The sequence below is a fragment of the Pseudomonas sp. Marseille-Q5117 genome, from assembly GCF_946901175.1.
GTDB classification, from domain to species: domain Bacteria; phylum Pseudomonadota; class Gammaproteobacteria; order Pseudomonadales; family Pseudomonadaceae; genus Aquipseudomonas; species Aquipseudomonas iranensis.
On the sequence record NZ_CAMPPP010000022.1, the window covers coordinates 1 to 24,685 of the forward strand.

A 24,685-nucleotide genomic window follows, 5' to 3' on the forward strand; every position below is an offset into this window, starting at 1 on the left:
CGCTCCCACGCCCGGATCAATCCCTCCACTCAGCCTTCCGATGTCGCCGGTGGATCAAGATCAAGAGCACTCGAGCTTGCGCTCATTGTTGAGTGGTGCGGCTTCGCCGCGGGCAGCTGCGCTGCTTGCTTTTCTGTGGGAGCGAGCCTGCTCGCGAAGGCGGTCTGACAGCCAATTCATTTCGAATCGCCAATTCACGCTGCCTTCCTACAGCTTTTTCAGAGTCCTCCGATCTTGAGGCGCTGGCCGTCCAATGCTGTACTCCGGGTTCTGCCTTTCCGAGTCCTTGAGTCTGTCTGATGAAGAAACCACCGACATTAGCCGGCAGAACGGATCCTGTTTTCGAACTGTTGGCCCGCTCGCCCCACAAGCAACGACTTGCGGATTATCTGGCGCTGCTCAAGCCGCTCGATGATCAGGGGCGCTATCTGCCGTTCGAGGCGTTGCGCTATCGCTGGGCGGCAGGGTTGGACGCTAATCTTTGTTGGGCGTTGGTGAAGAAGGCGCGGGCGGCCCAGTACATTCATTTGTTGCCGTTGGGCGAGCCGGTGCAGTGGGGCAAATACGTGCCAACGCCGTTGGCGCAGAAAACCTTGGCTGTGGTGGATCGTTACGCCAGTACGGCCGCGCTGGATTACATGACCAGTCAGATCGGCGAGCGGGCGCATTTCTCCCGTCTGCTCAATGACCTGATCGAAGACGAAGCCATCGCCAGTAGCCAGTTGGAGGGCGCGGCGACCACTACTCGTGTTGCCAAGGACATGCTCAAGCATCAGCGCCAGCCGCGGACGCCGGATGAGCGCATGGTAATGGGTAATTATCGAATGATGAATTTCGCTTGGGAAAAGCGTTATGAACCTCTGAGCATTGAGCTGATTGCAGAGATCCATCGAGTGGGTGTGGAGGGGATCGACGACGAGCAGTATTCCCCCGGATTGTTCCGGACCAATGATGAGGTGGTTGTTCAGGATGGTTCAGGCAACACCGTGCACCGACCACCTCCTGCTGCAGGATTGGTTGCGCGGTTGGCGAGGTTGTCCGCCTGGATCAACCGGCCCGCTGCCTCGATTCTGGACAAAAATTATCTACATCCACTGATCAAGGCCGTGACGCTGCATTTCGCCATGGGTTATGAACATCCATTTCGCGACGGTAACGGGCGGGTCGCGAGAGCCTTGTTTTACTGGTTCATGTTCAAACATGAGTTCGCGGCGTTTCGCTACATTGCGATCAGTCTGCTGCTGCGCAATGCACCGGTGAAATACGGACGCTCCTACCTGCACACCGAGGCGGATGAGCTGGATCTGACTTATTTCATCGAGTTTCAATGCGCGGTTATTTTGCGAGCCGTGGTCGGTTTTACAACTGTGTACCGCAAGAGTCTGGCTGACACTCAGGACTTTGAGCGCTGGCTGACGAGCTCTGGCGTAATTGCTCAACTGACGGAACGGCAGCGCGCGTTGTATCAAGTGGCTAAAAGCGGGGAGGCGAAGGAGTTTACGGCGAGCAATGTCGCGGAAAATTTCTCCTGTTCGGGTAGCGAGGCGGCGTCGATTCTGGAAGGGCTGGACCAATTGCAGCTTTTTGAGAGAAGGAAGATGGGGCGGGAGTGGGTGTTTTTTTTACGTAGTTCTTTACGTGGAGGCAAGCATGGGAGCGAATTGAATCGCCCCCATGTTGTAACGACTTAAAGCGTACCAAACACCTTCTTCGCCAGACTCGTCGCCGCAGCGGCCGGGTTCTGACGAATTGTTTTTTCCTGCTTGCCGATCATCTCGAACAAACCATTGAGTGCCTGTTCAGTAACGTAGCTCTCAACGTTCGCGCTCTTCGCATCGACTACGCCGAAGGCGGCAGCTTGACCTGCAAATGAATTGTACTTCTGCGCGACGCCGACCTTGTCAGTGGCTTGTTTGACGATGGGCAGGAATTTCGCGCGGATCTGTTCGCGGCTGGATTTGTTCAGGTATTGGGTCGCCGAATCGTTGCCGCCGCTGAGGATGCCTTTGGCGTCGGCCACGCTCATTTTCTTCACTGCATCGACGAGGATGGGCTGGGCTTGGGTCACGGCGGATTCGGCGGCTTTGTTCATCGCGGTTTCCAGTTCTTCGACCTGGGCGCCCATGCCGAAGGCTTTCATCTTGCTCGCGGCTTTGCCGAGTTTGCCCGGCAGTTCGATTTTCACTTCGGGGTTATTGCTGAAGCCGCCCGGGGTGCCGAGTTGCTTCACGGCGATCTGTGCGCCTTGGGTCAGGGCGTCCTTGAGGCCGCCGGTGGCGTCTTGTTGCGACAGGTCGTTGAGCGACAAGGCCAAGGCGTTGGCGGAGATCAGCAGGCCGGCGCAGGCGGCGGCGAAGCGAAGGGTAGGGCGGCGCATGGCGGCTTCCTTGTGGCGAAAAATGGATTAACGAACGGCGTCGACGCGGATTTTCAGCGGCTGCGGGTCGTTGCCGTCGAGTTGCACGGCGTGGTTTTCGGTGGTGATGAACATCAGCTCGCCGTTGACTTCAATGCGCGCGCTGACCGAGTAACGGTGGCCGGATTTGACCTGCGCCGGATCGTAGCTCAAATGGAATGGCAGCGGCACCTGGCCTTTGATCGGGCCTTTCTGTTCGGCGAGGACGACGGCCGGCGCATCGGCCAGCGACACGTCCTGCAGGCTGACGCTCAGGGTCGCGCTCGGGGGCAGGGCGATGCGTTGCAGGTAGAAGACTTCGCCGTCGAGGCTGGCCTTGCCGGCGGGTGTGGTTGATTGGCAGGCGCTGAGCAGGGTGGCGGCAGCGAGGGTTAGCAGTTTTTTCATGGGTGAATCTCCTTTCGATGTGGGAGCGAGCCTGCTCGCGAAAGCGCTGGATCAGTCAAAATAAATGGCGACTGACACGCCGTCTTCGCGAGCAGGCTCGCTTCCACAGGGGTAAGGCTTCAAGCCTCAGGCTGTGGCGTGATCTGATCCGCCGCATCTTCACTGCGGTGCAGCGCGACCTGGCGGATCGACAGGCGAATCTCCGCCGGCAGCACGCGTTTGGCCGCGCCTTCGGCCAGCTCGCCGAGCAGTTCGTGATAGCTGAGCTTGCCGGCTTCGTCGCGGCGCAGGACGTCGAGGTCGAGCAGGGTCTGGATGAAGTGGCGGAACAGACTCTTATCGAAAAACTCTGGGGCGTTCAGACCGTGGAGGATCGACAGGCGCTGGGCCATCACTGTGCAGAGGTCTTCCAGCTCTTCGGCGCTGATGCTGTTCTGGCCGCTGTTGAGCAGCAAAGATACGGTCATGTAAAAGCGCTGCAAGGTCTGCGCGATGCTTTTCGACAGCAGCGTCAGCAGCACGAAATGCCGCGAACTCGGCGCCGGGCGCAGGTAAACGTCCTTCTCGAAACGCAGCAGGCCCTGCTCGACGAACGCTTCCAGCCACTGATCGATCACCGCGTCGAGTTCGTCCAGGCTCCAGCGGATGAACAGCTCCGATTGCAGGTACGGATACAGCGCGCGGGTGTAGCGCAGGATCTGCTCGCGGCTCATGCGCGAGGTGCTCTGGAAGAAACTCGCCAGCAACGACGGCAGAGCGAAAATGTGCAGGACGTTGTTGCGGTAGTAGGTCATCAGGACCGCGTTCTGCTCGTCCAGATAGAGAATCTTGCCCAGCGCATCGTTCTGCTCGGCGAGCAGATCCATGTCTTTCACATGCTCGATCAGCGCCCGGCCATCGCCTTCCGGCAAGGTGGTGTGTGGCGAATACGGGACCTTGCGCAGCAGCGCCAGATACAGGTCCAGCACCCGCGCCATGGCCCGATCATCCAGGGCCAGACGCGTGGTCGACAGCAGAGCCAACGCCACCAGATTCACTGGATTGATCGCCGCCGCTTCGTTGAGATGCCGGGCGACTTTCTCGCCGAGGCGGTTGGTGGTTTCGTTGAGCCACGCCGGTTTGAACTGCGGGCCGAGCTCCTGCTGGCGCCAGTCCGGTTGCTCGGCGTCGAGGAATTCGGCCAGTTTGATCGGCTCACCGAAGTTGACCGCGACCTGACCGAAACGCTGCTTGAGCGCGCCGATCACTTTGAAAATATCGAAGATCGATTCTTTTTTCTTGCTCGCCCCACGCAGTTCGCCGAGGTAGGTGCGGCCTTCGAGCACGCGCTCGTATCCGATGTACACCGGCACGAAGACGATCGGCATCCGCGACGAACGCAGGAAACTGCGCAGGGTGATCGCGAGCATGCCGGTTTTCGGTTGCAGCATGCGCCCGGTGCGCGAGCGACCGCCCTCGACGAAATACTCGACCGGGAAACCTTTGGTGAACAGGGTGTGCAGGTATTCGTTGAACACCGAGGTGTACAACGGATTGCCCTTGAAGGTGCGGCGCATGAAAAACGCACCGCCGCGACGCAGCAGGCTGCCGATCACCGGCATGTTCAGGTTGATCCCGGCGGCAATGTGCGGCGGGGTCAGGCCGTTGCGGAACAGCAGATACGAGAGCAGCAAGTAATCGATGTGGCTGCGGTGGCACGGCACGTAGATCACTTCGTGACCTTGCGCGACGTTCTGCACGCCCTCGATGTGGTTGACCTTGATGCCGTCGTAGATCTTGTTCCAGAACCAGCTCAGCACCACTTCGAGAAAACGGATCGCGGTGTAGGTGTAGTCCGAGGCGATCTCGTTGCCGTAGCGCAGGGCCTGGGCCTTGGCTTTTTCCGGCGAGATTTTTTCGCGCTCGGCCTCCTCGAGGATCGCCTGTTTGACCAGCGGCTGGTTGAGCAGGCCTTTGACCAGATTGCGCCGGTGAGAGATGTCCGGGCCGATCACCGCAGCTTTGAGGTTGCGGAAGTGCACGCGCAGGATGCGCTGGGCCATGCGCACGGTGCGCTCATGTCCCTTGTTGTGATCGATCAGTTCGCGCAGGTGGATCGGCGCGGAAAACTGCACGCGGGTTTTACGCCCGAGGACGATGATGCTCAGCAGCCGGCGCAGACGGCCGGTGACTGCCCAGCTGTCGGCGAACAACAGTTTCCACGGACTGTTTTCGCTGTCTGGGGACTGGCCCCAGAACACGCTGACCGGAATGATCTGCGCGTCTTCGGCAGCATTCTGAGTCAGCGCGCTGACCAGACGGGTGAGAGTCGGCGGCGCGCCGCGTTTGTCCTGGCGGCCAAGCCAGTCCGGGTCCGGCGTCAAATAGAAAAACGCCGCCGGCTCGATCAGCGCACCCACCGATACCGCCAGCACCGGGCGTGGCAGACCGGCCTTGGTGCACTCGGTGTCAACCACCGCCAGATCGGTCAGTGACGGGTTTTGCAGGACGTAGAACACCGGACGACTGCGGTCGAGGTTGAGGGTGAACGACGACTGATTGATGGTCTCGGAGCGAACCCAGAGATACAACAGGCGGCGCAGGGTGCCAAACACAAGACGGCGGAACGGGGAACGGGTCATACGGCTTCTGCGTGAGTGAATAAAACCGAGCAGGCGCTCGGGGCGGACAGTTTGCCGTATTAGGCGAAAATCGGCAAAAAAGCGCCGAAGTAATCTCCTGTTGAGAGTTTCTTCACCTGTCATATACTCGGCGCTCTGTTGCCGGTGCCCTGTCATGGACGTCGGACGCAGGCTGACGTTCCTCGAAGGCTTTCCTGCGAAAAGCCCGTTCAATAATAAAAAAGGAGTATGAACAGATGGCAACACGCGAAACCGGCAACGTGAAGTGGTTCAACGACGCCAAAGGCTATGGCTTTATCCAGCGCGACGACGGCGTGGACGTGTTCGTGCACTACCGCGCGATACGCGGCGAAGGGCACCGCTCGCTGACTGAAGGTCAGCAGGTTGAGTACGCGGTGGTCACCGGCGAGAAGGGGTTGCAGGCGGAAGACGTTGTAGGCCTGTAACACAAACCTCCAGAACGCCAAAAACCACTGTGGGAGCGAGCCTGCTCGCGAATGCGGTGTATCAGTCACCATTCATATCGACTGACACTGCGCATTCGCGAGCAGGCTCGCTCCCACGTGGACTCTACGTTGCCCGTGGTTACGCGGTCTTCCAGGTGATTTCTTCTTCACCATCGGCACTGATGCGAATCCAGCGGTCGGCGGTTTCTTCACCTTCTTCTTCGACCCACGTCCCCGGTGCACAGCGCACTTCGACATTCAGCGCGGCAAAGGCTGCGCGGGCGCAGGCGATGTCGTCGTCCCAGGGGGTCTGGTCGCTTTCCAGGAACAGGCTGTTCCATTTGCCCACGGCTTTCGGCAGCCAGGTCACCGGCACGTTGCCGGCCTTGCACTTGTACGTCTGGCCTTTCTGCACCCAGTCGCTGCACGGGCCCAGCGCTTGGCCGAGCCAGGCGGCGATGGCCTTGTGGTCGACGTCGGCGTCTTTCAGGTAAATCTCGATGTCCGGTTGGCGCATGGATGTCCTCACTGCGGGTCTGAAAAATCCATTCGCGGATTTAGCCGGCCCCGGGCCTTTGCCCGAGACCAAAAGTTATTGAAGAACGAAATAATCGTAGCGCATCGACACGGTGGTCTCGAACGGCTCGGCCTGCTCGATCACCGCCGCACGACGCTCGGCACTGGCACGCCAGCCGTGAGGCGTCATCGCCAACAGGTTGGCGCGGTCCTCGGGCTTGTCCAGGGTCAGCTTGAATTCCAGGGTTTCGCTGTGCGCCAAGGCCATGCCTGCCGGCACCAGGGCCAGGTGCTTGTCGTCGGTGTACTCGCGCACTTCGTCGTACAGGCGTTCGCGCAATTCCATCAGATGGCCACGGGTCGGGCCGACTTTCATCAGCCCACCGCCGACGCTGAGCAGACGCTTGGCTTCCTCCCAATCCAGCGGACTGAAGACGCTGGCGAGAAACTGGCAACTGCCTGAAGCCAATGGCACGCGGGCCATGCTGGCGATCAACCAGGTAATCGCCGGGTTGCGCTTGCAGGCGCGTTTGACGGCTTCGCGGGAAATGTCCAGCGCGTAGCCGTCAGCATTGGGCAAAGCCTCGGCGATTTGCGCGGTGTAGTAACCCTCGCCACAACCGATGTCGACCCAGCGCTCCGGCGCATAACTCGCCGCCAATTCAGCCAGACGCCTGGCAACTGGCGCGTAGTGCCCGGCGTTGAGGAAATCACGCCGCGCCTCGACCATCGCTTGATTGTCGCCCGGGTCGCGGCTGTTCTTGTGCTGCACCGGCAACAGGTTCAGATAACCCTGACGCGCACGGTCAAACCGATGCCCGGCGGGGCAGACCACGCCGTTCTCTACCGCATTGAGCGGCTCACTGCAGATCGGGCACGCGAGCATCAGGCGAGCAACTTGATCAGGGTCTGGTAATAGATTTCCGTCAGCACGTCGAGATCGGCTGCCAGCACGCGCTCGTTGACTTGGTGGATGGTCGCGTTGACCGGGCCCAGTTCAACCACTTGCGTGCCCATAGTCGCGATGAAACGGCCATCGGAGGTGCCGCCGCTGGTCGACGCCTTGGTCTCGCGACCGGTGATGTCCTTGATGCTCGACGACACCGCATCGAGCAGCGCCCCCGGTTCGGTGAGGAATGGCAGGCCGGACAGCGCCCAGTCGATGTGCCAGTCCAGACCATGCTTGTCGAGGATGTCGGCAACGCGTTTCTGCAGGCCTTCGACGGTCGATTCGGTGGAGAAACGGAAGTTGAACACCGCCACCAGATCACCGGGAATCACGTTGGTCGCGCCGGTGCCGGAATTGAGGTTGGAAATCTGGAAACTGGTTGGCGGGAAGAAGTCGTTACCGTGGTCCCAGTGCTCGGCGGCCAGCTCTGCCAGCGCCGGAGCGGCGAGGTGGATCGGGTTCTTCGCCAGATGCGGGTAGGCCACGTGACCCTGCACGCCTTTGACCGTGAGCTTGGCGCCGAGGGAGCCGCGACGGCCGTTTTTCACCACATCGCCGACCAGCGTGGTGCTCGACGGTTCGCCAACGATGCACCAGTCCAGGCGCTCGTTGCGCGCGACCAGACGTTCGACCACGGCCTTGGTGCCGTGATGCGCCGGGCCTTCTTCGTCGCTGGTGATCAGGAAAGCGACCTTGCCTTTGTGATTCGGATAGTCGGCGACGAAGCGTTCAGCGGCGACGGTCATCGATGCCAGGCTGCCTTTCATGTCTGCCGCGCCACGGCCGCAGAGCATGCCGTGTTCGTCGATCACGGCATTGAACGGATCGATCTGCCATGCGGTAACCGGACCGGTCGGCACCACGTCGGTGTGACCGGCGAAGCACAGCACCGGGCCGTCGTTGTTGCCGTGAGTGGCCCAGAAGTTATCCACATCTTCGATGCGCATCGGCTCCAGGGTGAAACCGGCATCGCCCAGGCGCTGCATCATCTGCTTCTGGCAGTCGGCATCGACCGGGGTTACGGAGGGACGGCGGATCAGGTCGATGGCCAGTTGAAGGGTCGGCGATAGGTCGGCGTGGGCCGTCATGGAAAACTCCGGGATCATGGGGTGTGAGCTTGGGCTTCTAATGTGGGAGCGAGCCTGCTCGCGAAAGCGGTCTACCAGGCACCTTAAAGGTTGAATGTTACAACGCCTTCGCGAGCAGGCTCGCTCCCACAAGGGATAGGGGTGGTCAGTCAGACCGGTTATCACGCCAAGCCCCGCAAAATGGCGGTTATCTTAAAGCAAAACGGCGACCATTGGCCGCCGTTTAGTGCTGCGTTGCGGATTTAGACGACCGGTGCCGGCTCAGCCTTGGCCACAGGTTTGGGCAGCGACGACAGGAACGCCATGATCAGCGCCGCCAGATACGGCAGCGACTGCACCAGCAGCATGGTTACCCAGAAGCGCATGTCATTGCTCGGAATGCCCTGCACCAGGAAGATCCCCAGCGCCGCGCCCCACAGCAACAGCATGATGAACAGCTCCTCGCGAGCCTCGCTGATCGCCACCCAGAAACCGTGGTTGTCAGCGTTTTTCGGCGTGCGGAAGAACGGAATGCTGCTGGTGAAGAAACCGTACAGCACCGCTTTGGCGATGGTGTGCGACAACGCCAACCCGGCCAGCGCCGCGCAGAACGCATCCTTCAGATTCACACCGACGGCGCGGCGGTAGAGGAAGATGATCTTGCCGACCTTGAACACGAACAGCGCCAGTGGCGGGATTGGGAAAAACAACAGCGGCGGATCGACCCGTTGCGGCACGATGATCATCGCCGCCGACCACAACAGCGCGCCAACGGTGAAGAAGATGTTCATGCCATCGGCGACCCACGGCAGCCAGCCAGCGAGGAAGTGATAACGCTGACCGCGAGTCAGTTCGGTGTCCTTGCCGCGCAGCAGGCTGCGGGTGTGGCGCTTGATGATCTGGATCGCGCCATAGGCCCAACGGAAACGTTGCTTCTTGAAGTCGATGAAGGTATCCGGCATCAGGCCCTTGCCGTAGCTGTCGTGGTAATACGCCGCCGACAGGCCTTTCTCGAACACGCGCAGGCCGAGTTCGGCGTCTTCACAGATGCACCAGTCAGCCCAGCCCAACTCTTCCAGCACGGAACGACGGGTCATGGTCATGGTGCCGTGCTGAATGATCGCGTCACGGTCGTTGCGAGTGACCATGCCGATATGGAAGAAGCCTTTGTATTCGGCGTAGCAGAGCTTCTTGAAGGTGCTTTCGTTCTGGTCGCGATAATCCTGCGGCGACTGCACCACGGCGATTTTCGGGTCGGCGAAGTGCGGCACCATGTGCTTGAGCCAGTTCGGGTGCACGCAGTAATCGGAGTCGATCACCGCAATGACCTCGGCATCCTTGGCGGTGTGCGGAATCAGATAATTCAGCGCGCCGCCCTTGAAACCGGCCAACGGCGAAACGTGGAAGAACTTGAAGCGCGGGCCGAGGGTTGCGCAGTAATCGCGCACCGGTTCCCAGACGGCCGGGTCCTTGGTGTTGTTGTCGATGATCAGGACTTCGAAGTCTGGATAATCGAGCGCGGCCAGTGCGTCGAGGGTCTGTTTGACCATCTCTGGCGGCTCGTTGTAGCAGGGCACGTGGATCGACACTTTCGGTCGGTAATCGGAATCGCCCAGCACCGGCAGGAATTCCCGCCGGCGCTTGTGAATCCACACCGCTTCGGCCAGTTCATGGGCCTCTGTAAGCAGGACGATGAATACCCCGAGCGCACCGAGCGCCAAGAGGAATCCGACCGTGAGGCTGAACCACGTGCTGTATTGCTGGCTGTAGTCGTAACCGATGTACACCAGCACCGAACCGCAGAGGAACGCGATAAACGTCAGGAACGTGCGACCGCGCTGGCGCAGCGCCGAGCCGTCGATCATCAGCAGGGTCAGCGACAGCAGCGCCAGCACCACCGAGCCGATCGCCAGTACGCGCCATTGCGGAATCGCCACCACCGGGCCTTCGAAATTGAATTTCTGCTGGCGCGCGGCGTTGAACACGCCCCAGTAGGCGCCGACCGAACCTTCATCGCTGGCCTTCCACGGCTGATCGAACGCTTCGATCACGAAGTAGTTGAAGCCTTGGCGATTGAGCTTGTTGACCAGCGTGCGCAGGTAAATCGCCTGATCTGCCGGCGAGGCATCGGCGCCACCGCGCATGCGACCATTGCTCGGCCAGCCGACCTCGGAGAGCAGCAGCGGTTTTTTCGGAAAGAGTTTCTTCAGATCGCGGGCGCGGTCGAAGACGAACTGGCCGGCCTTGTCCACCGGAATGAATTCCCAATAGGGCAAGACGTGGGCGGCGATCAGGTCAACGTGCTTGGCCAGTTGCGGGTATTTCTCCCAGATATGCCATTGCTCGGAGGTGGTCACCGGTACTTTGACCGCAGCGCGCACCCGATCCAGCAGAACGATCAGGGCTTCCGGGGTGATCTCTTCGCGAAACAGCGCCTCGTTGCCGACCACCACGCGCACGACGCTTCTGGAGGTGTTGGCCAGCTCGATGGCTTTGGTGATTTCCCGTTCGTTGCGTTCCTGGTCCGGGCTGATCCAGATGCCGAGGGTGACACGCAGGCCGAATTCTTCAGCCAGTTTCGGGATGTCTCCAAGCGAGCCGTCGACCGAATAGATACGAATGTTGTCGGTCAGCTTGCTCATGATTTCCAGGTCACGGCGCATTTCGTCGTCAGACGGATACTGATCCTTCTGTGGGAATTGCCCCTGCTGGAATGGCGAATACGAGAAGCCGGAGATTTGCTGCGGCCAGTTCGGCGCCGTGACCGGGCGATTGACCAGCGCCCAGAAACCGGTGAACAAGGCAGCGATGGCCAGCACCACCACCAGGTTGAGTCCAAATTTACGCGATGACATATCTGTTTCGGGTTCCAAAGGCTGTGGAACGAAGGATCGGTCGGATAGACGCCCGAGGGGCGCGCATCCTACACCGGCGGTTAACCAGCCGTACAACTGACGGGAAAATGCCTGACATTGGGCAGCCGTCTCTTACTTAAGTTCTTACACTTGTCGCTTGCAGCTTAAAACTTGTCGCTGCGTAGCCCTATAATGCGCGCCGGTTTTTGGGGTAATGGTCATGAGTACAGAAGATCCGCGGTTTGCAGGCATCGCCCGTTTGTATGGCATCGAGGGCCTGGAACGCTTGCGCGCCGCCCATGTGGCGATCGTCGGCGTTGGTGGCGTCGGTTCCTGGGCGGCGGAAGCCATGGCCCGTTGCGGGGTTGGCGAGATTTCGCTGTTCGACCTCGACGACGTCTGCGTCAGCAATGCCAACCGCCAGCTGCATGCGCTGGACAGCACCGTCGGCAAACCCAAGGTCGAGGTGATGGCCGAGCGTCTGCGCGGGATCAACCCCGATTGCACGGTGCACGCCGTGGCCGATTTCGTTACCCGCGACACCATGGCCGAATACATCACGCCGAACATCGACTGCGTGATCGACTGCATCGATGCGGTCAATGCCAAAGCGGCGCTGATCGCCTGGTGCAAACGCCGCAAGATCCAGATCATCACCACCGGCGGCGCGGGCGGGCAGATCGATCCGACGCTGATTCAGGTCTGCGATCTGAACCGCACCTTCAACGATCCGCTGGCTTCGAAAGTGCGCTCGACCTTGCGTCGTGACTACGGCTTCTCCCGCACCGTGACCCGCCACTACAGCGTGCCGTGCGTATTTTCCACCGAACAGCTGCGCTACCCGAAACCGGATGGCAGCATTTGTCTGCAGAAGAGTTTTGTCGGCGATGGCGTGAAGCTCGACTGCGCCGGCGGGTTTGGCGCGGTGATGATGGTTACCGCGACATTTGGCATGGTCGCGGCGACCAAGGCTGTGGACAAGATTGTCGCTGGTGTACGGCGCCCGGCGGACCGGGTCAAACCTCAGATTTGATGCTGGGTCTTTGATCGTTCCCACGCTCCGCGTGGTAATGCAGCCCGGGACGCTCCGCGTCCCATCCAGAGCCGAACGCGGAGCGTCCGTTGAGGCATTCCCACGCAGAGCGTGGGAACGATCAGTCAGCGAGCCAGCTCATTCATCCGCTGGAGCACGGCATTCAGGCCATTACTGCGCGATGGCGATAGCTGGCGGGACAGGCCGAGCTGATTAAACCAATCCGGCAAATCGATTTGCTTTATATCAGCCGCCGACAAGCCGTTAACCCGCAACAGCAGCAACGCCACCAACCCGCGAATCATCCGCGCATCGCTGCTTGCCTTGAACTGCCAGTGTCCGTCGCGCAAATCCCCGACCAGCCACACCTGACTCTCACAGCCATGCACCCGGTTGGCCTCGCACTTATCCGCGTCATCCAGCGCCGGCAAACGATCACCAAACTGCATCAGCAACCGCGCCCGCTGTTCCCAGCCCGCCGCAGTCTGAAACGTCTGCAGCGCTTCGGCCGCTTCCACCGGCAGGCTCATCGCAACATCTCCAGCGCCTGATCCAGCGCCTCGAAAAAGCGCTCCAGATCTTCCGAATCGTTATACAGCGCCAGCGACACACGAATCGCGCCAGCCAGTTCGAAGCTTTTCATCAATGGCATGGCGCAGTGATGTCCGGCGCGCACGGCGATGCCTTGTTCGGTGAGCAGATGCGCCAGATCGGCGTTGTGCACGCCTTCGACGACAAAACTGGCCAGCGCCAGTTGCGGCTTGCCCAGCAGGCGAATGCCATTGCGTGCGGCGAGGCCGCGCAGCAGATAGTCGTGCAGTGCCGCTTCGTGGGCAGATACGGCGTCTTGATCCAAACCGGCCAAGTAGTCGAGGGTCGCTCCGAGGCCGATGACGCTGGCGATCGGCGGTGTGCCCGCCTCGAACCCCAAAGGCGCCGGCCGGAAGCGCGAATCCTGATAGTTGGCGTCTAGCACCATCTCGCCGCCGAACTGCCAATGCTGCAATTGCTCCAGCGCAGCGTTGCGCCCGAACAGCACGCCGAGGCCATCCGGGCCGTAGAGTTTGTGGCTGGAAAACACATAGAAATCGCAACCCAGCGCCTGTACATCATGCCGGCCGTGCACCACACCTTGCGCGCCATCGACTACCGTGAGCGCGTTCTGCGCCTTGGCCATGCCCAGCAAAGCGGTCAGTGGCTGCCAGGCGCCGAGGACATTGGACAACTGGCTGACCGCCAACAAACGCGTGCGCGGGCCGATCAGATGCACGGCAGCGCCGAGGTCGATCAGGCCGTCGGCATCCAGCGGCAGGATCACCAGTTTCAGCTGACGGCGTTGCGCCAGTTGCTGCCACGGCAGCAGGTTGGCGTGATGCTCCAGAGCGCTGATGACAATCTCATCGCCCGGCTGAAACAGAGGCTCCAGACCATAAGCCAGCAGATTCAGCGCACTGGTGGCGCCGTGGGTGAAGATGATTTGCCCGCTGTCACCGGCATTCAGCCATTGGCCAACCTTGCGCCGACTGTCTTCGAACGCTTGCGTCGCGTGGGCACCGGGCAGGTGTTGCGCACGATGCACATTGGCCGCGCCGTTGGCGTAGTAATGCGTCAGTGCGTCGAGCAGGGCCTGGGGTTTTTGCGTGGTGGCGGCGCTGTCCAGATAGGTCTGGTCTTGCCGTTGCAGGGCGGCGATAGCCGGGAAATCGGCGCGCCAGGGGGAGGGGATCATCATGAGTTCAGCCCTGTGAAATTGGGCGGCGTGTACGCCAAACCTTGTGGGAGCGAGCCTGCTCGCGAAAGCGTCCTTGAGGACGCCAGAAGTTTCGCGAGCAGACTCGCTCCCACAGGCCTACAGCGCTTAGTTGTGAGCGTGCAGCGCTTCGTTCAGTTCGATCGCCGATTTGTGGGTCTTGCATTCCACAGCACCGGTTTCCGAGTTGCGACGGAACAGCAGATCAGTCTGACCAGCCAGCTCACGCGCCTTCACAACCTTTACCAGATTGTTGTTTTCGTCCAGCAGCGCAACCTTGGTACCGGCGGTCACGTACAGGCCCGATTCCACAGTGTTGCGGTCGCCCAGCGGAATACCGATACCGGCGTTGGCGCCGATCAGGCAGCCTTCGCCGACCTTGATCACGATGTTGCCACCGCCCGACAGGGTGCCCATGGTCGAGCAACCGCCGCCCAGGTCCGAACCCTTGCCGACGAAGACGCCAGCGGAAACGCGGCCTTCGATCATGCCCGGGCCTTCGGTGCCAGCGTTGAAGTTGATGAAACCTTCGTGCATGACGGTGGTGCCTTCGCCGACATAGGCGCCCAGACGCAGACGTGCGGCATCAGCGATACGCACGCCGGCCGGTACCACGTAGTCGGTCATTTTCGGGAACTTGTCCACCGAGAACACTTCCAGAAGCTCGCCGCGCAGGCGCGCTTCGAGTTGCATTTCCGCCAGTTCGCTCAGGTCGATCGCGCCCTGGCTGGTCCACGCCACGTTCGGCAGCAGCGGGAAGATACCGGCCAGGCTGACGCCGTGCGGCTTGACCAGACGGTGCGACAGCAGGTGCAGCTTGAGGTAGGCCTCAGGCGTGGAGGTCAGTTGCGCGTCTTCAGCCAGCAGGGTGGCGACCAGCGGCTTGTGGCTTTCGGCCAGGCGGGTCAGCAGCTTGCCTTGCACGGCGTCGATGCCTTTTACCGCTTCAGCCAGCTGCGCCGCCTGGGCGGTGGTGAAGGTAATGGCCTGGTTGCCTTCGGTGTAGCCGAGGATTGGCGCAACGGCCGCGACCAGTTCGGCCGAAGGGTTGAGCAGTGGCTGGGCGTAGAACACTTCCAGCCATGCGCCTTGACGGTTCTGGGTGCCAACACCAAAAGCGATGCTGAACAGGGAATTGGACATGTGAATACCTCTACAAAGAGTGACGGGCTGCTTACTTCAGAGCGGCCGCGTAGATATCTGGCTTGAAGCCAATCAGGGTTCGGTCACCGAGATCGAGCACCGGGCGCTTGATCATCGAGGGTTGTGCGAGCATCAGTTCGATGGCTTTCGCCTGGTCGAGATCGGCTTTGCGTTCGTCGTCGAGTTTGCGAAAGGTCGTGCCGGCGCGGTTCAACACGGTTTGCCAGCCGTGCTCGTCGCACCATTGGGTCAGGTGCTCACGGTCAATGCCGGCGGTCTTGTAATCGTGAAAGTCATAGCTGATAGCGTGTTCATCGAGCCAGGTGCGCGCCTTTTTCATGGTGTCGCAGGCTTTGATGCCGAAAAGGTGCAACGTTTTACTTGAAACGGCCAAGGAATCGCCCCCTTTACAGGTGCTGGAAAAAAATGGTGACGGATTATGCCATGACCGGACGGTTTCGCGGCGCCTCAGGTCGATTTGGCAATGCAAAACCCCTGTAGGAGCTGACGAGTGAAACGAGGCTGCGATCTTTTGATCTTGAAGATCAACAGATCGCAGCGTGCCGCAGCTCCTACAAAAGCGAGGGCTGCGACATAGGTGCAACGGTCAGCCACAGCCTAAGGCGCTAATATGGCAGTTCAACGCTGTCGATCGCCTGAGATTTTGGTTTTATGCAAACTGCTTACACCGTCCTCATCCTGCTGATGCTGGTCAGCGTCTCGCGACTGGTCGGGCGGGTCATCCCGCTGCCGTTGCCGCTGGTGCAAATTGCTGCCGGTGCCTTGCTCGCCTGGCCGACGCTTGGCCTGCACGTCGCCCTCGATCCCGAATTGTTCCTGTTTCTGTTCCTGCCGCCGCTGCTGTTTTCCGATGGCTGGCGCATGCCCAAACGCGCGCTCTGGCAATTGCGCGGGCCGATACTGACCCTGGCCGTGGGCCTTGTGCTGTTCACCGTGGTCGGTGCCGGCTATTTCATTCATTGGCTGTTGCCGACGATTCCGCTGCCGGTAGCCTTCGCCCTTGCGGCCGTGTTGTCGCCAACCGACGCCGTAGCGGTTTCAGCGATTGCGCAGAACCGCTTGCCGACGCCGCTGATGCACATGCTGCAAGGCGAGGCGCTGATGAACGATGCCTCAGGCCTGGTGACCTTCAAGTTCGCCCTCGCTGCTGCGGTCACGGGTGTGTTCTCGCTAACCAACGCCAGTCTGACGTTTTTTGCGGTAGCGCTCGGTGGTCTGGCTGTCGGGGTGGCGCTGAGCTGGCTGGTCGGACGCTTGCGCGCGTGGATGATCGCCCGTGGCTGGGATGATCCGGCTACTCACGTAGTGTTCATGTTGCTGCTGCCCTTCGCCGCTTATGTATTGGCCGAGCGCTTGGGCGCATCAGGCATTCTTTCCGCTGTGGCGGCGGGGATGATGCAGAGCTGGCTCGACCTGCTGCCACGCCAGACCAGCACGCGATTGCTTAATCGCAGCGTTTGGGCGCTGCTCGAATTTGCGTTCAATGGCTTGATCTTCCTGCTGCTTGGCCTGCAATTGCCAGACATCATCAAAGCTGTGGTCAGCCATGAGCCGACGCTGTGGCCGACGCTGTTCTATCGCTGCCTCGATGTGCTGGCGATCTTCGTCGCGCTGGTGCTGCTGCGGTTCATCTGGGTGCAGAGCATCTGGCGCTTGTCGGTGTTGCTGCGCCGACTGCGCGGCAAGGGCGAGCTGACGCAAGTGCCGACGGCGCGTTCATGCTGGTTGCTGACGGTGGGCGGTGTGCGCGGGGCGGTGACGCTGGCGGGCGTGATGTCGGTGCCGATGCTGATCGGCGTCGAGGCTTTTCCTGAGCGCGACTTGCTGATCTTCATTGCTGCCGGGGTGATTCTGCTGTCGCTGGTCTCGGCCTGTATCGCGCTGCCCTTGCTGCTGCGCGGCATCGACAAAAGTCCCGACGACAAGCGTCGTCAGGAAGTGCGCGACGCCTGGCGCAAGACCGCCGACGCGGCGATTCGCTCGCTGGAAAGCGAAGAAGTGGTCCCACAGGATGCCGCTCAGGCGGCGCTGGCGGCGGAGCTGAAGGCGCGGATCATGTCCGAATATCGCCATCAACTTGACGTTTTCAACGATTCCGCTGAAGCCCAGGCGCTGGCATTTCAGATGGATCTGCTTGAACGGCGTTTGCGCTTGAAAGCGCTGCGCGCGCAACGCCTGGAACTTTACAGCCTCAGTCGTCAGCATCAGATCGGTGATGACGTGCTCAGAGAAGTGCTGGGTGAGCTGGATTTGAGCGAGGCCAATCTGGGGCAGGTCAAATAACCGCTTGAGCGCTTGCAGCAGGGGGCTGCCGCAAGCGCTCCGCCATCACTTCTGGCGGGTGATGAAGTCACGAATCCGTTCGGCGGCTTCAACGCACTCCGCCAGCGGCGCGACCAGCGCCATGCGCACACGCCCGGCGCCAGGATTGACGCCATCGACATCGCGAGACAGATACGAGCCCGGCACCACGGTCACGTGTTCCTGCTCGAACAGATCGCGGCAGAACGCCGCATCATCGCCCTGCACGTTCGGCCACAGATAGAAGCTGCCGTCCGGGCGCTGTACGTCCATGACCGGGCTGAGAATGTTCAGCACCGCATCGAACTTCTCGCGGTACAGCGCACGGTTGGCGCGCACATGCACTTCGTCATTCCACGCGGCAACGCTGGCCAGTTGAGTCTGTACCGGCATCGCGCAGCCGTGGTAAGTGCGATAGAGCAGGAAGCCTTTGAGGATGTCGGCATCGCCGGCAACGAAGCCTGAACGCAGACCCGGGAGGTTGGAGCGCTTGGACAGGCTGTGAAACACCACGCAGCGCTTGAAGTCATTGCGCCCCAGTTCAACGCAAGCACTCAGCAGGCCGGGCGGCGGGGTTTGTTCGTCGAAGTACAGTTCGCTGTAGCACTCGTCGGCGGCGATCACGAAGTCATACTCATCAGCCAGGGCGATCAACTTCTTCAGAGTCTCGACCGGAATCAGCGCGCCGGTCGGATTGCCCGGCGAGCACAGGAACAGAATCTGGCAACGCTGCCAGATCTCCGGCGCTACTGCGTCGAAGTCCGGGTTGAAGCCGTTTTCATCCAGGCACGGCAGGTAATGCGGCTTGGCCCCGGCGAGGAACGCCGCGCCTTCGTAGATCTGATAGAACGGGTTGGGGCTGACGACCAGCGCATCGTCGCCACGGTTGACCACTGTCTGCGTGAAGGCGAACAGCGCTTCGCGGGTGCCGTTGACCGGTAGCACATTGCGCGCCGGATCGATCCAGCCGTTCGGCACACCGAAGCGCCGCTCGCACCAGCCGGCGATGGCTTCGCGCAGGGCCGGGATGCCGAGAGTGGTCGGGTACACGGCCATCTGATCCAGATTGTTCGCCAGCGCTTCGGCGACAAAACTCGGCGAACGGTGTTTCGGCTCGCCGATCGACAGGGCGATCGGGCGCTTGTCCGGGTTCGGCGTAACGCTGCCGAGCAGGGCGCGGAGCTTTTCGAACGGGTACGGCTGGAGCTGGTTCAGAGCGTTGTTCATGGGGGCCTCTTTTAAATGCTCAAGAGCTTTCTGTGGCGAGGGGATTTATCCCCGTTGGGCTGCGCAGCGGCCGCAAAACCATTCACTGCGGTTCAACTGAATGTCCGCATACACAGGTTTACGACTGCTTCGCAGCCGAACGGGGATAAATCCCCTCGCCACAGGGGATTGTATGTACCGGAGGAAAGCATGGGCTGCATTCACAGGGATAAACGGGTGATTCAGATACTGATCCGCGAAAGTTTGATATCCGGTTCCTGATTGACGCTCAGCTGTTCGACGATCGCATCCTGCAGACGGCTGCACAGCAGCGGATCGGACAGCGGCTGGTTGTGCGCGTCGGTGATGAAGAACACGTCTTCCACGCGCTCACCCAGGGTCGCAATCTTGGCGTTCTGCAGCGACAGGTCGAACTCGAGGAAAATCCCCCCGACCCGCGCCAGCAGGCCCGGCCGGTCTGGCGCCGTCAGTTCCAGCACGGTCACCGGACGCTGGGCGTCGTTGTGGATCGTTACTTGCGGGGCGAAGGCGAAGTGTTTGAGCTGGCGCGGCACACGGCGCTGGATGATCGTTGGGTAGTCGTCCGGGTTGCGCAGCGCTTCGGTCAGGCCTTCACGGATCTGCTTGATCCGAGCCGGATTGTCGCCGATCGATTCGCCTTCGTTGTCGAGCACGATATAGGTGTCGAGGGTGAACTGGCTGCTCGAGGTGATGACCCGGGCGTCGTGAATGTTCAGGTTGAGCTGGTCCATCGCCGCCACGGTTACGGCGAAGAAGTCATGCTGGTCCGGTGCATAAATGAAGATCTGCGTGCCGCCCTCGAACTCGCGCTGGGTGGTTTCCTTGATCAGCACCAGCGGCCCGCCATCCACCGGTTGCTGCAGGATCGCATCGCTGTGCCAGGCTACATCGCCGGCGGTGTGACGCAGGAAATAGTCATCGCCCAATTGCGCCCACAGCTGCTCGACGTCGTCCGGATCTGTGCCGCCGCGCACCAGAATGTCCAGCGCGGCGCTTTGCGTCTGACGGATCTGTTCTTCGCGATCCACCGGATTTTCCAGACCCCGGCGCAGGGCGCGCTTGGTCTCGGTATAAAGCTGGCGCAGCAGGCTGGCGCGCCATGAATTCCAGAGCGTCGGGTTGGTCGCATTGATGTCGGCTACGGTCAGCACGTAGAGGTAGTCGAGGCGGGTTTCGTCGCCGACCGCCTGGGCGAAATCGTGGATCACCTGCGGGTCCGACAGATCCTTGCGCTGTGCGGTGGTGGACATCACCAGGTGGTTCTGCACCAGCCAGACGATCAGGCGGCTGTCCCACACCGGCAACTGGTGACGCTGGCAGAACGCCTCGGCATCGACCGCGCCAATCTCCGAGTGATCGCCATGCCGGCCCTTACCGATGTCGTGGTACAGGCCGGCCATGTAGATCAGCTCAGGCTTGGGTAACTTGGCCATGAGTTTGGCGGCCAGCGGAAATTTCTCCGACACTTGGGTGTACTGAAGTTTGCGCAGGTGTTTGATCAGATTCAGCGTGTGCGCATCGACCGTATAAATGTGGAACAGGTCGTGCTGCATCTGCCCGACGATAAAACCGAACTCCGGCAGATAGCGCCCGAGAATGCCGTAACGGTTCATCCGCCGCAGATTGCGATGGATACCGATCTTGCACTTGAACAGCTCGATGAACAGGCTGGTGTTGCGGATATCGTTACGGAAGTTGTCATCGATCAGATGACGATGTTCGCGCAGCAGGCGAATGGTGTCGGCGCGCACGCCTTTGATTTCCGGCTGTTGGGCCATCAGCACGAAAATTTCCAGCATGGCGAACGGCGTGCGGCGGAACACGTTGTCATTGCGCGCTTCGATGTAGCCGTCATGCAGCTGGAAGCGGGCGTTGATCGGCTGCGGGGGCGATTCGTCTTCCGGGGCGAGGATGACTTCTTCGAAGTGCTGAATGATCAAATCGCTGAGCTGGGCAATGCTCATCACCGTGCGGAAGTATTGCTGCATGAAAGCTTCGACCGCCTGTTTGGCATCATCACCTTCAAAACCGAGCAGGCCGGCGATGGTGCGCTGGTGATCGAACAGCAAGCGGTCTTCGGAGCGGCCGGCTAGCATGTGCAGGGCGTAGCGAACTTTCCAGAGAAATTCCTGGGAGGAGGCGAGCAGGGCGTTTTCGCTTTCTACCAGAAACCCTTCGCCGGCGAGGGCGCGCAGGTTCAGGGTGCCGTACTGACGCCGCGCCATCCAAAGGATGGTTTGAATATCGCGCAGGCCGCCGGGCGAGCCTTTGACGTTCGGCTCAAGGTTGTACTCGGTGTCGTTGTATTTGTGGTGACGTGCTTTCTGTTCCGCACGCTTGGCCAGGAAGAACTCCTTGGCCGGCCACATGTGCGCGGTGCTGGTCACTTCGAGCATGCGCTGGCGCAGACGCTCGGGGCCGCAGATGGTGCGGCTTTCCATCAGGTTGGTGACCACGGTCAGGTCGGCGCGGGCCTCTTCTGCGCATTCGTCGACCGAGCGCACGCTCTGGCCGACTTCCAGGCCTATGTCCCACAACAACGTCAGAAAGCGCTCGATGGAATCGCGGAAAACTTCGTGGTCGGCACTGTCGAGCAGGATCAGCAGATCGATATCGGAGTATGGATGCAGTTCGCCGCGACCGTAGCCGCCCACCGCCACCAGGGCGATGTCGGCGTCTTCGCTCCAGTTGAACTGCTCCCAGGCCTTTTGCAGGATGTTGTCGACAAACCAGGCGCGGTCCTCGATCAGCCGGCGGATGTCGCGGCCATTGCGAAAACGCGTGTCGAGGACCTCGCGGGCCTGGCGGATCGCCTTCTTGAACGCCGCGATGGGACTCGCTTTGAGGGCCAGTTCAGCCTGGAACTGGCCGCGGTCGAAGAGTTCGGGATCCACCTGCGGCATCGATTGGCTTTCCTTCTATAGGCTGGGAGCGTTCTGGGTGTCAGGCCGAGATGCGCGGGATGGTGTCATCGCTGCGCAAAGTGAAAATCTCGTAGCCGGTCTCGGTGACCAGCAGGGTGTGTTCCCACTGTGCCGAGAGCTTGCGATCCTTGGTGATCGCGGTCCAGCCGTCGCCGAGAACCTTGGTGTCGGCCTTGCCCTGGTTGATCATCGGCTCGATGGTGAAGGTCATGCCAGCCTTCAGTTCCATACCGGTGCCGGCACGACCGTAGTGCAGGATCTGCGGTTCTTCGTGGAAGACCTTGCCGATGCCGTGGCCGCAGAACTCGCGTACCACCGAGAAACCGTTCTTTTCTGCGTGCTTCTGGATTACTTCGCCGATGTCGCCGAGGCGGCAGCCGGGTTTGACGATCTCGATCGCCTTGTACATGCATTCCTGGGTGACCTGCGACAGGCGCTCGGCCCAGACCGGCACTTCGCCGACGTGGAACATGCGGCTGGTGTCGCCGTGGTAACCGTCCTTGATCACCGTGACGTCGATGTTCAGGGTATCGCCGTTTTTCAGCGGTTTGTCGTTCGGGATGCCGTGGCAGACCACATGGTTGATCGAGGTGCAGATCGACTTCGGGTAGCCCTTGTAGTTGAGCGGTGCAGGGATCGCTTGCTGCACATCGACGATGTAGTCGTGGCAGATCTGGTTGAGCTGATCGGTGGTCACGCCCGGTTTGACATGTTCGGCAATCATTTCCAGCACATCGGCGGCCAGTTTGCCGGCGACACGCATGCCAGCGATGTCCTCGGGGGTTTTGAGGTTGACGGTCATACAGGCTCTCTCTGCGCTCGGCGGCGCTTACGGATACGAATTGGGTGGCAAGCGTACATTTTGCGACCCTGAAAAACGCGATTCTACCAGACGGGAGGCGCAAATCCGCGCCTGCATGTCCAGCTTCTATCTATACAATGGTGCCCATCGAGCCGATTCCAAGGGGGCTGCGCCCGTGTCCCTGGTGCGAATACAGATTCCGGGTTCCGTTTCTGCGCACCCTGTGGTATAAAATGCGCCGCTTTCCGGGGATGCCCCGAAAAGCTTAAATCCACACACGTGTCGACACGATGACCTGGGTGCCTTGGGCTTTACGCCTCTGGTTGGTCATTGGGATACGTGGAGGCCAAACCCGACTTATCAAGGAACTATCATGTCCCAAGTCAACATGCGCGATATGCTGAAGGCCGGTGTGCACTTCGGTCACCAAACCCGTTACTGGAATCCGAAAATGGGCAAGTACATTTTCGGCGCGCGTAACAAGATTCACATCATCAACCTTGAAAAAACCCTGCCAATGTTCAACGAAGCTCTGACTTTCGTAGAGCGTCTGGCCCAGGGCAAAAACAAGATTCTGTTCGTCGGCACCAAGCGTTCCGCTGGCAAGATCGTTGCTGAAGAAGCAGCACGTTGCGGTTCGCCGTACGTCGATCACCGCTGGTTGGGCGGCATGCTGACCAACTTCAAGACCATTCGTGCTTCCATCAAGCGTCTGCGTGACCTTGAAGTTCAAGCCGAAGACGGTACTTTCGCCAAGCTGACCAAGAAAGAAGCGCTGATGCGCTCCCGTGATCTTGAGAAGCTGGATCGTTCGCTGGGCGGCATCAAGGACATGGGCGGTCTGCCAGACGCACTGTTCGTGATCGACGTTGACCACGAGCGCATCGCGATCACCGAAGCCAACAAGCTGGGCATCCCGGTCATCGGCGTTGTCGATACCAACAGCAGCCCGGAAGGCGTTGACTACATCATCCCGGGCAACGATGACGCCATCCGCGCTATCCAGCTGTACATGGGTTCGATGGCTGACGCAGTTATCCGCGGTCGCAACAACGTTGCTGGCGGTACTGTTGAATTCGCAGCTGAAGAAACTCAGGCTGCAGCTGAGTAATCGACGCCCCTGGCGTTGACTCAGTAAGCAAAAAGGGGGCTTGGCCCCCTTTTTGCCACCTCGAAAACCATTTGTCGGCGCCCACGTCTGTATTTGTCATGTGCGGCAGCCAACATGGGTGGTTCGGGAAGAATTGAACGCCCGTTCGATCGGGTGGAATGGTTGAAAACCTATCCAAGAGGAATTTGAAAATGGCAGCAATTACTGCAGCGTTGGTCAAAGAACTGCGCGAGCGTACCGGCGAAGGCATGATGGATTGCAAGAAAGCCCTGGAAAAGGCTGACGGCGACATCGAAAAAGCCATTGATGACATGCGTGCTTCGGGCGCCATCAAGGCTGCGAAAAAAGCTGGCAACGTTGCCGCTGAAGGCGCAATCGCCATCAAATCGAATGACAAGGCAGCCGTGCTGCTGGAAGTCAACTCGCAGACCGACTTCCTGGCCCTGCAAGACGATTTCAAGAACTTCGTTGCTGCCAGCGTAGAAAAAGCTTTCGACGAAAAACTGACCGACGCTGCTCCGCTGATCGCCGCTCAGGAATCGGCTCGTGAAGCGCTGGTTGCCAAAGTCGGCGAGAACGTCAACATCCGTCGTCTGGTACGCGTAGAAGGTGACGTTGTCGGCACCTACCTGCACGGTAACAAGATCGGTGTTGCTGTTGTCCTGAAAGGCGGTGACGTCGAGCTGGCCAAAGACATCGCTATGCACGTTGCTGCAAGCAATCCTGAGTTCCTGCTGCCTTCGCAAGTCTCCGACGAAGCGATCGAGCGTGAGAAGGCTGTGTTCCTGCAGCTGAACGAAGAAAAGATCAAAGGCAAGCCAGAAAACATTGTTGAGAACATGGTCAAAGGCCGTATCAGCAAGTTCCTGGCAGAAGCGAGCCTGGTCGAGCAGGCGTTCGTCAAGAACCCTGAAGTCAAGGTTGGCGAACTGGCCAAGAAAGCCGGCGCAGAAATCGTTTCCTTCACCTACTTCAAAGTAGGCGAAGGCATCGAGAAGCCGGTCGACAACTTCGCTGAAGAAGTTGCTGCCCAGCTGGCTGCCGCCAAGCAATAAGACGGTTTTTCAACTGTCGCCCGAAAGAGGCTGCCCGCTA

At 60.3% G+C, this 24,685-nt stretch carries 20 protein-coding genes; 6 read left to right on the forward strand and 14 right to left on the reverse strand.

Features of this window, described 5'->3' with window-relative positions:
- The first annotated feature begins 299 nt into the window (after positions 1-299).
- Positions 300-1,691, forward strand: coding sequence for a Fic family protein (locus OC605_RS25630; RefSeq protein WP_262140241.1), 1,392 nt, complete (start codon positions 300-302; stop codon positions 1,689-1,691).
- Here the strand turns inward: OC605_RS25630 and OC605_RS25635 are convergent.
- From OC605_RS25635 to plsB, 3 genes are all read right to left on the reverse strand, one after another.
- Positions 1,688-2,377 carry a DUF4197 domain-containing protein gene (locus tag OC605_RS25635; protein WP_262140242.1) on the reverse strand — a complete coding sequence of 230 codons (690 nt, stop codon included), beginning with the start codon at positions 2,375-2,377 and terminating at the stop codon, positions 1,688-1,690. The genes OC605_RS25630 and OC605_RS25635 overlap by 4 nt on opposite strands.
- Positions 2,378-2,404: 27 nt before the next feature.
- Positions 2,405-2,803: a YbaY family lipoprotein gene (locus OC605_RS25640; RefSeq protein ID WP_262140243.1), complete on the reverse strand. Its 399-nt coding sequence runs from the start codon at positions 2,801-2,803 to the stop codon at positions 2,405-2,407.
- 119 nt (positions 2,804-2,922) lie between these two features.
- Positions 2,923-5,424, reverse strand: coding sequence for a glycerol-3-phosphate 1-O-acyltransferase PlsB (gene plsB, locus OC605_RS25645; RefSeq protein ID WP_262140244.1), 2,502 nt, complete (start codon positions 5,422-5,424; stop codon positions 2,923-2,925).
- 236 nt (positions 5,425-5,660) lie between these two features.
- On the opposite strand from plsB, the gene OC605_RS25650 reads away from it, so the two are divergent.
- Positions 5,661-5,870 (forward strand): cold-shock protein, encoded by a 210-nt coding sequence (locus OC605_RS25650; protein WP_003222087.1) that lies wholly within the window; start codon positions 5,661-5,663, stop codon positions 5,868-5,870.
- A gap of 139 nt (positions 5,871-6,009) precedes the next feature.
- Here OC605_RS25650 and OC605_RS25655 read toward each other — a convergent pair whose 3' ends face one another.
- The 4 genes from OC605_RS25655 to OC605_RS25670 all read right to left on the reverse strand — a co-directional run bounded on the left by OC605_RS25655 (position 6,010) and on the right by OC605_RS25670 (position 11,257).
- The gene (locus tag OC605_RS25655) at positions 6,010-6,387 is read right to left on the reverse strand and encodes a hypothetical protein (RefSeq protein WP_186569536.1); all 378 of its coding nucleotides are present in this window, start codon (positions 6,385-6,387) and stop codon (positions 6,010-6,012) included.
- Between the two features lie 75 nt (positions 6,388-6,462).
- Complete coding sequence (locus OC605_RS25660; protein ID WP_016771487.1) at positions 6,463-7,272, reverse strand: putative RNA methyltransferase; 810 nt, start codon at positions 7,270-7,272, stop codon at positions 6,463-6,465.
- Positions 7,272-8,423, reverse strand: a complete 1,152-nt coding sequence (gene dapE / locus OC605_RS25665) for a succinyl-diaminopimelate desuccinylase (protein ID WP_016771486.1) — start codon at positions 8,421-8,423, stop codon at positions 7,272-7,274. The genes OC605_RS25660 and dapE overlap by 1 nt, the downstream gene beginning before the upstream one ends.
- A 242-nt stretch (positions 8,424-8,665) precedes the next feature.
- Positions 8,666-11,257, reverse strand: coding sequence for a glycosyltransferase (locus OC605_RS25670; protein WP_262140245.1), 2,592 nt, complete (start codon positions 11,255-11,257; stop codon positions 8,666-8,668).
- Positions 11,258-11,471: 214 nt separating this feature from the next.
- Here OC605_RS25670 and tcdA point away from each other — a divergent pair, with 214 nt between their 5' ends.
- Positions 11,472-12,290: a tRNA cyclic N6-threonylcarbamoyladenosine(37) synthase TcdA gene (tcdA, locus tag OC605_RS25675; protein WP_102900544.1), complete on the forward strand. Its 819-nt coding sequence runs from the start codon at positions 11,472-11,474 to the stop codon at positions 12,288-12,290.
- A 125-nt stretch (positions 12,291-12,415) separates the two neighbouring features.
- Here the strand turns inward: tcdA and OC605_RS25680 are convergent, their stop codons facing one another.
- From OC605_RS25680 to OC605_RS25695, 4 genes are all read right to left on the reverse strand, one after another.
- The gene (locus tag OC605_RS25680; protein WP_262140246.1) at positions 12,416-12,820 is read right to left on the reverse strand and encodes a SufE family protein; all 405 of its coding nucleotides are present in this window, start codon (positions 12,818-12,820) and stop codon (positions 12,416-12,418) included.
- Positions 12,817-14,022 carry an aminotransferase class V-fold PLP-dependent enzyme gene (locus OC605_RS25685; RefSeq protein WP_122610705.1) on the reverse strand — a complete coding sequence of 402 codons (1,206 nt, stop codon included), beginning with the start codon at positions 14,020-14,022 and terminating at the stop codon, positions 12,817-12,819. Before OC605_RS25685 ends, OC605_RS25680 begins: the two co-directional genes overlap by 4 nt.
- A gap of 126 nt (positions 14,023-14,148) precedes the next feature.
- Complete coding sequence (gene dapD, locus OC605_RS25690; RefSeq protein ID WP_041478134.1) at positions 14,149-15,183, reverse strand: 2,3,4,5-tetrahydropyridine-2,6-dicarboxylate N-succinyltransferase; 1,035 nt, start codon at positions 15,181-15,183, stop codon at positions 14,149-14,151.
- Positions 15,184-15,214: 31 nt separating this feature from the next.
- The gene (locus OC605_RS25695) at positions 15,215-15,577 is read right to left on the reverse strand and encodes an ArsC family reductase (protein WP_262140247.1); all 363 of its coding nucleotides are present in this window, start codon (positions 15,575-15,577) and stop codon (positions 15,215-15,217) included.
- 278 nt (positions 15,578-15,855) lie between these two features.
- Between OC605_RS25695 and OC605_RS25700 the strand changes: the two genes are divergently transcribed.
- A complete protein-coding gene (locus tag OC605_RS25700; protein WP_262140248.1) occupies positions 15,856-17,487 on the forward strand; it encodes a Na+/H+ antiporter in 1,632 nt (543 codons plus the stop codon).
- A 45-nt stretch (positions 17,488-17,532) separates the two neighbouring features.
- Here OC605_RS25700 and dapC read toward each other — a convergent pair whose 3' ends face one another.
- From dapC to map, 3 genes are all read right to left on the reverse strand, one after another.
- Positions 17,533-18,732 (reverse strand): succinyldiaminopimelate transaminase, encoded by a 1,200-nt coding sequence (dapC, locus tag OC605_RS25705; protein ID WP_262140249.1) that lies wholly within the window; start codon positions 18,730-18,732, stop codon positions 17,533-17,535.
- Between the two features lie 221 nt (positions 18,733-18,953).
- Positions 18,954-21,656: a [protein-PII] uridylyltransferase gene (locus tag OC605_RS25710; protein WP_262140250.1), complete on the reverse strand. Its 2,703-nt coding sequence runs from the start codon at positions 21,654-21,656 to the stop codon at positions 18,954-18,956.
- A gap of 40 nt (positions 21,657-21,696) precedes the next feature.
- Positions 21,697-22,479 carry a type I methionyl aminopeptidase gene (gene map, locus OC605_RS25715; protein ID WP_133334983.1) on the reverse strand — a complete coding sequence of 261 codons (783 nt, stop codon included), beginning with the start codon at positions 22,477-22,479 and terminating at the stop codon, positions 21,697-21,699.
- A gap of 373 nt (positions 22,480-22,852) precedes the next feature.
- Here map and rpsB point away from each other — a divergent pair, with 373 nt between their 5' ends.
- Positions 22,853-23,590, forward strand: coding sequence for a 30S ribosomal protein S2 (gene rpsB, locus OC605_RS25720; RefSeq protein WP_003222119.1), 738 nt, complete (start codon positions 22,853-22,855; stop codon positions 23,588-23,590).
- A 191-nt stretch (positions 23,591-23,781) separates the two neighbouring features.
- Positions 23,782-24,645 carry a translation elongation factor Ts gene (gene tsf / locus OC605_RS25725; protein WP_016771476.1) on the forward strand — a complete coding sequence of 288 codons (864 nt, stop codon included), beginning with the start codon at positions 23,782-23,784 and terminating at the stop codon, positions 24,643-24,645.
- Positions 24,646-24,685: the final 40 nt, after the last annotated feature.

Excerpts from the sequence above, each read along its gene's own strand:
- OC605_RS25630 (WP_262140241.1), top strand. The coding sequence starts at position 300 with ATGAAGAAACCACCGACATTAGCCGGCAGAACGGATCCTGTTTTCGAA.
- OC605_RS25635 (WP_262140242.1), bottom strand. The coding sequence starts at position 2,377 with ATGCGCCGCCCTACCCTTCGCTTCGCCGCCGCCTGCGCCGGCCTGCTG.
- OC605_RS25640 (WP_262140243.1), bottom strand. The coding sequence starts at position 2,803 with ATGAAAAAACTGCTAACCCTCGCTGCCGCCACCCTGCTCAGCGCCTGC.
- plsB (WP_262140244.1), bottom strand. The coding sequence starts at position 5,424 with ATGACCCGTTCCCCGTTCCGCCGTCTTGTGTTTGGCACCCTGCGCCGC.
- OC605_RS25650 (WP_003222087.1), top strand. The coding sequence starts at position 5,661 with ATGGCAACACGCGAAACCGGCAACGTGAAGTGGTTCAACGACGCCAAA.
- OC605_RS25655 (WP_186569536.1), bottom strand. The coding sequence starts at position 6,387 with ATGCGCCAACCGGACATCGAGATTTACCTGAAAGACGCCGACGTCGAC.
- OC605_RS25660 (WP_016771487.1), bottom strand. The coding sequence starts at position 7,272 with ATGCTCGCGTGCCCGATCTGCAGTGAGCCGCTCAATGCGGTAGAGAAC.
- dapE (WP_016771486.1), bottom strand. The coding sequence starts at position 8,423 with ATGACGGCCCACGCCGACCTATCGCCGACCCTTCAACTGGCCATCGAC.
- OC605_RS25670 (WP_262140245.1), bottom strand. The coding sequence starts at position 11,257 with ATGTCATCGCGTAAATTTGGACTCAACCTGGTGGTGGTGCTGGCCATC.
- tcdA (WP_102900544.1), top strand. The coding sequence starts at position 11,472 with ATGGTCATGAGTACAGAAGATCCGCGGTTTGCAGGCATCGCCCGTTTG.
- OC605_RS25680 (WP_262140246.1), bottom strand. The coding sequence starts at position 12,820 with ATGAGCCTGCCGGTGGAAGCGGCCGAAGCGCTGCAGACGTTTCAGACT.
- OC605_RS25685 (WP_122610705.1), bottom strand. The coding sequence starts at position 14,022 with ATGATGATCCCCTCCCCCTGGCGCGCCGATTTCCCGGCTATCGCCGCC.
- dapD (WP_041478134.1), bottom strand. The coding sequence starts at position 15,183 with ATGTCCAATTCCCTGTTCAGCATCGCTTTTGGTGTTGGCACCCAGAAC.
- OC605_RS25700 (WP_262140248.1), top strand. The coding sequence starts at position 15,856 with ATGCAAACTGCTTACACCGTCCTCATCCTGCTGATGCTGGTCAGCGTC.
- dapC (WP_262140249.1), bottom strand. The coding sequence starts at position 18,732 with ATGAACAACGCTCTGAACCAGCTCCAGCCGTACCCGTTCGAAAAGCTC.
- OC605_RS25710 (WP_262140250.1), bottom strand. The coding sequence starts at position 21,656 with ATGCCGCAGGTGGATCCCGAACTCTTCGACCGCGGCCAGTTCCAGGCT.
- map (WP_133334983.1), bottom strand. The coding sequence starts at position 22,479 with ATGACCGTCAACCTCAAAACCCCCGAGGACATCGCTGGCATGCGTGTC.
- rpsB (WP_003222119.1), top strand. The coding sequence starts at position 22,853 with ATGTCCCAAGTCAACATGCGCGATATGCTGAAGGCCGGTGTGCACTTC.
- tsf (WP_016771476.1), top strand. The coding sequence starts at position 23,782 with ATGGCAGCAATTACTGCAGCGTTGGTCAAAGAACTGCGCGAGCGTACC.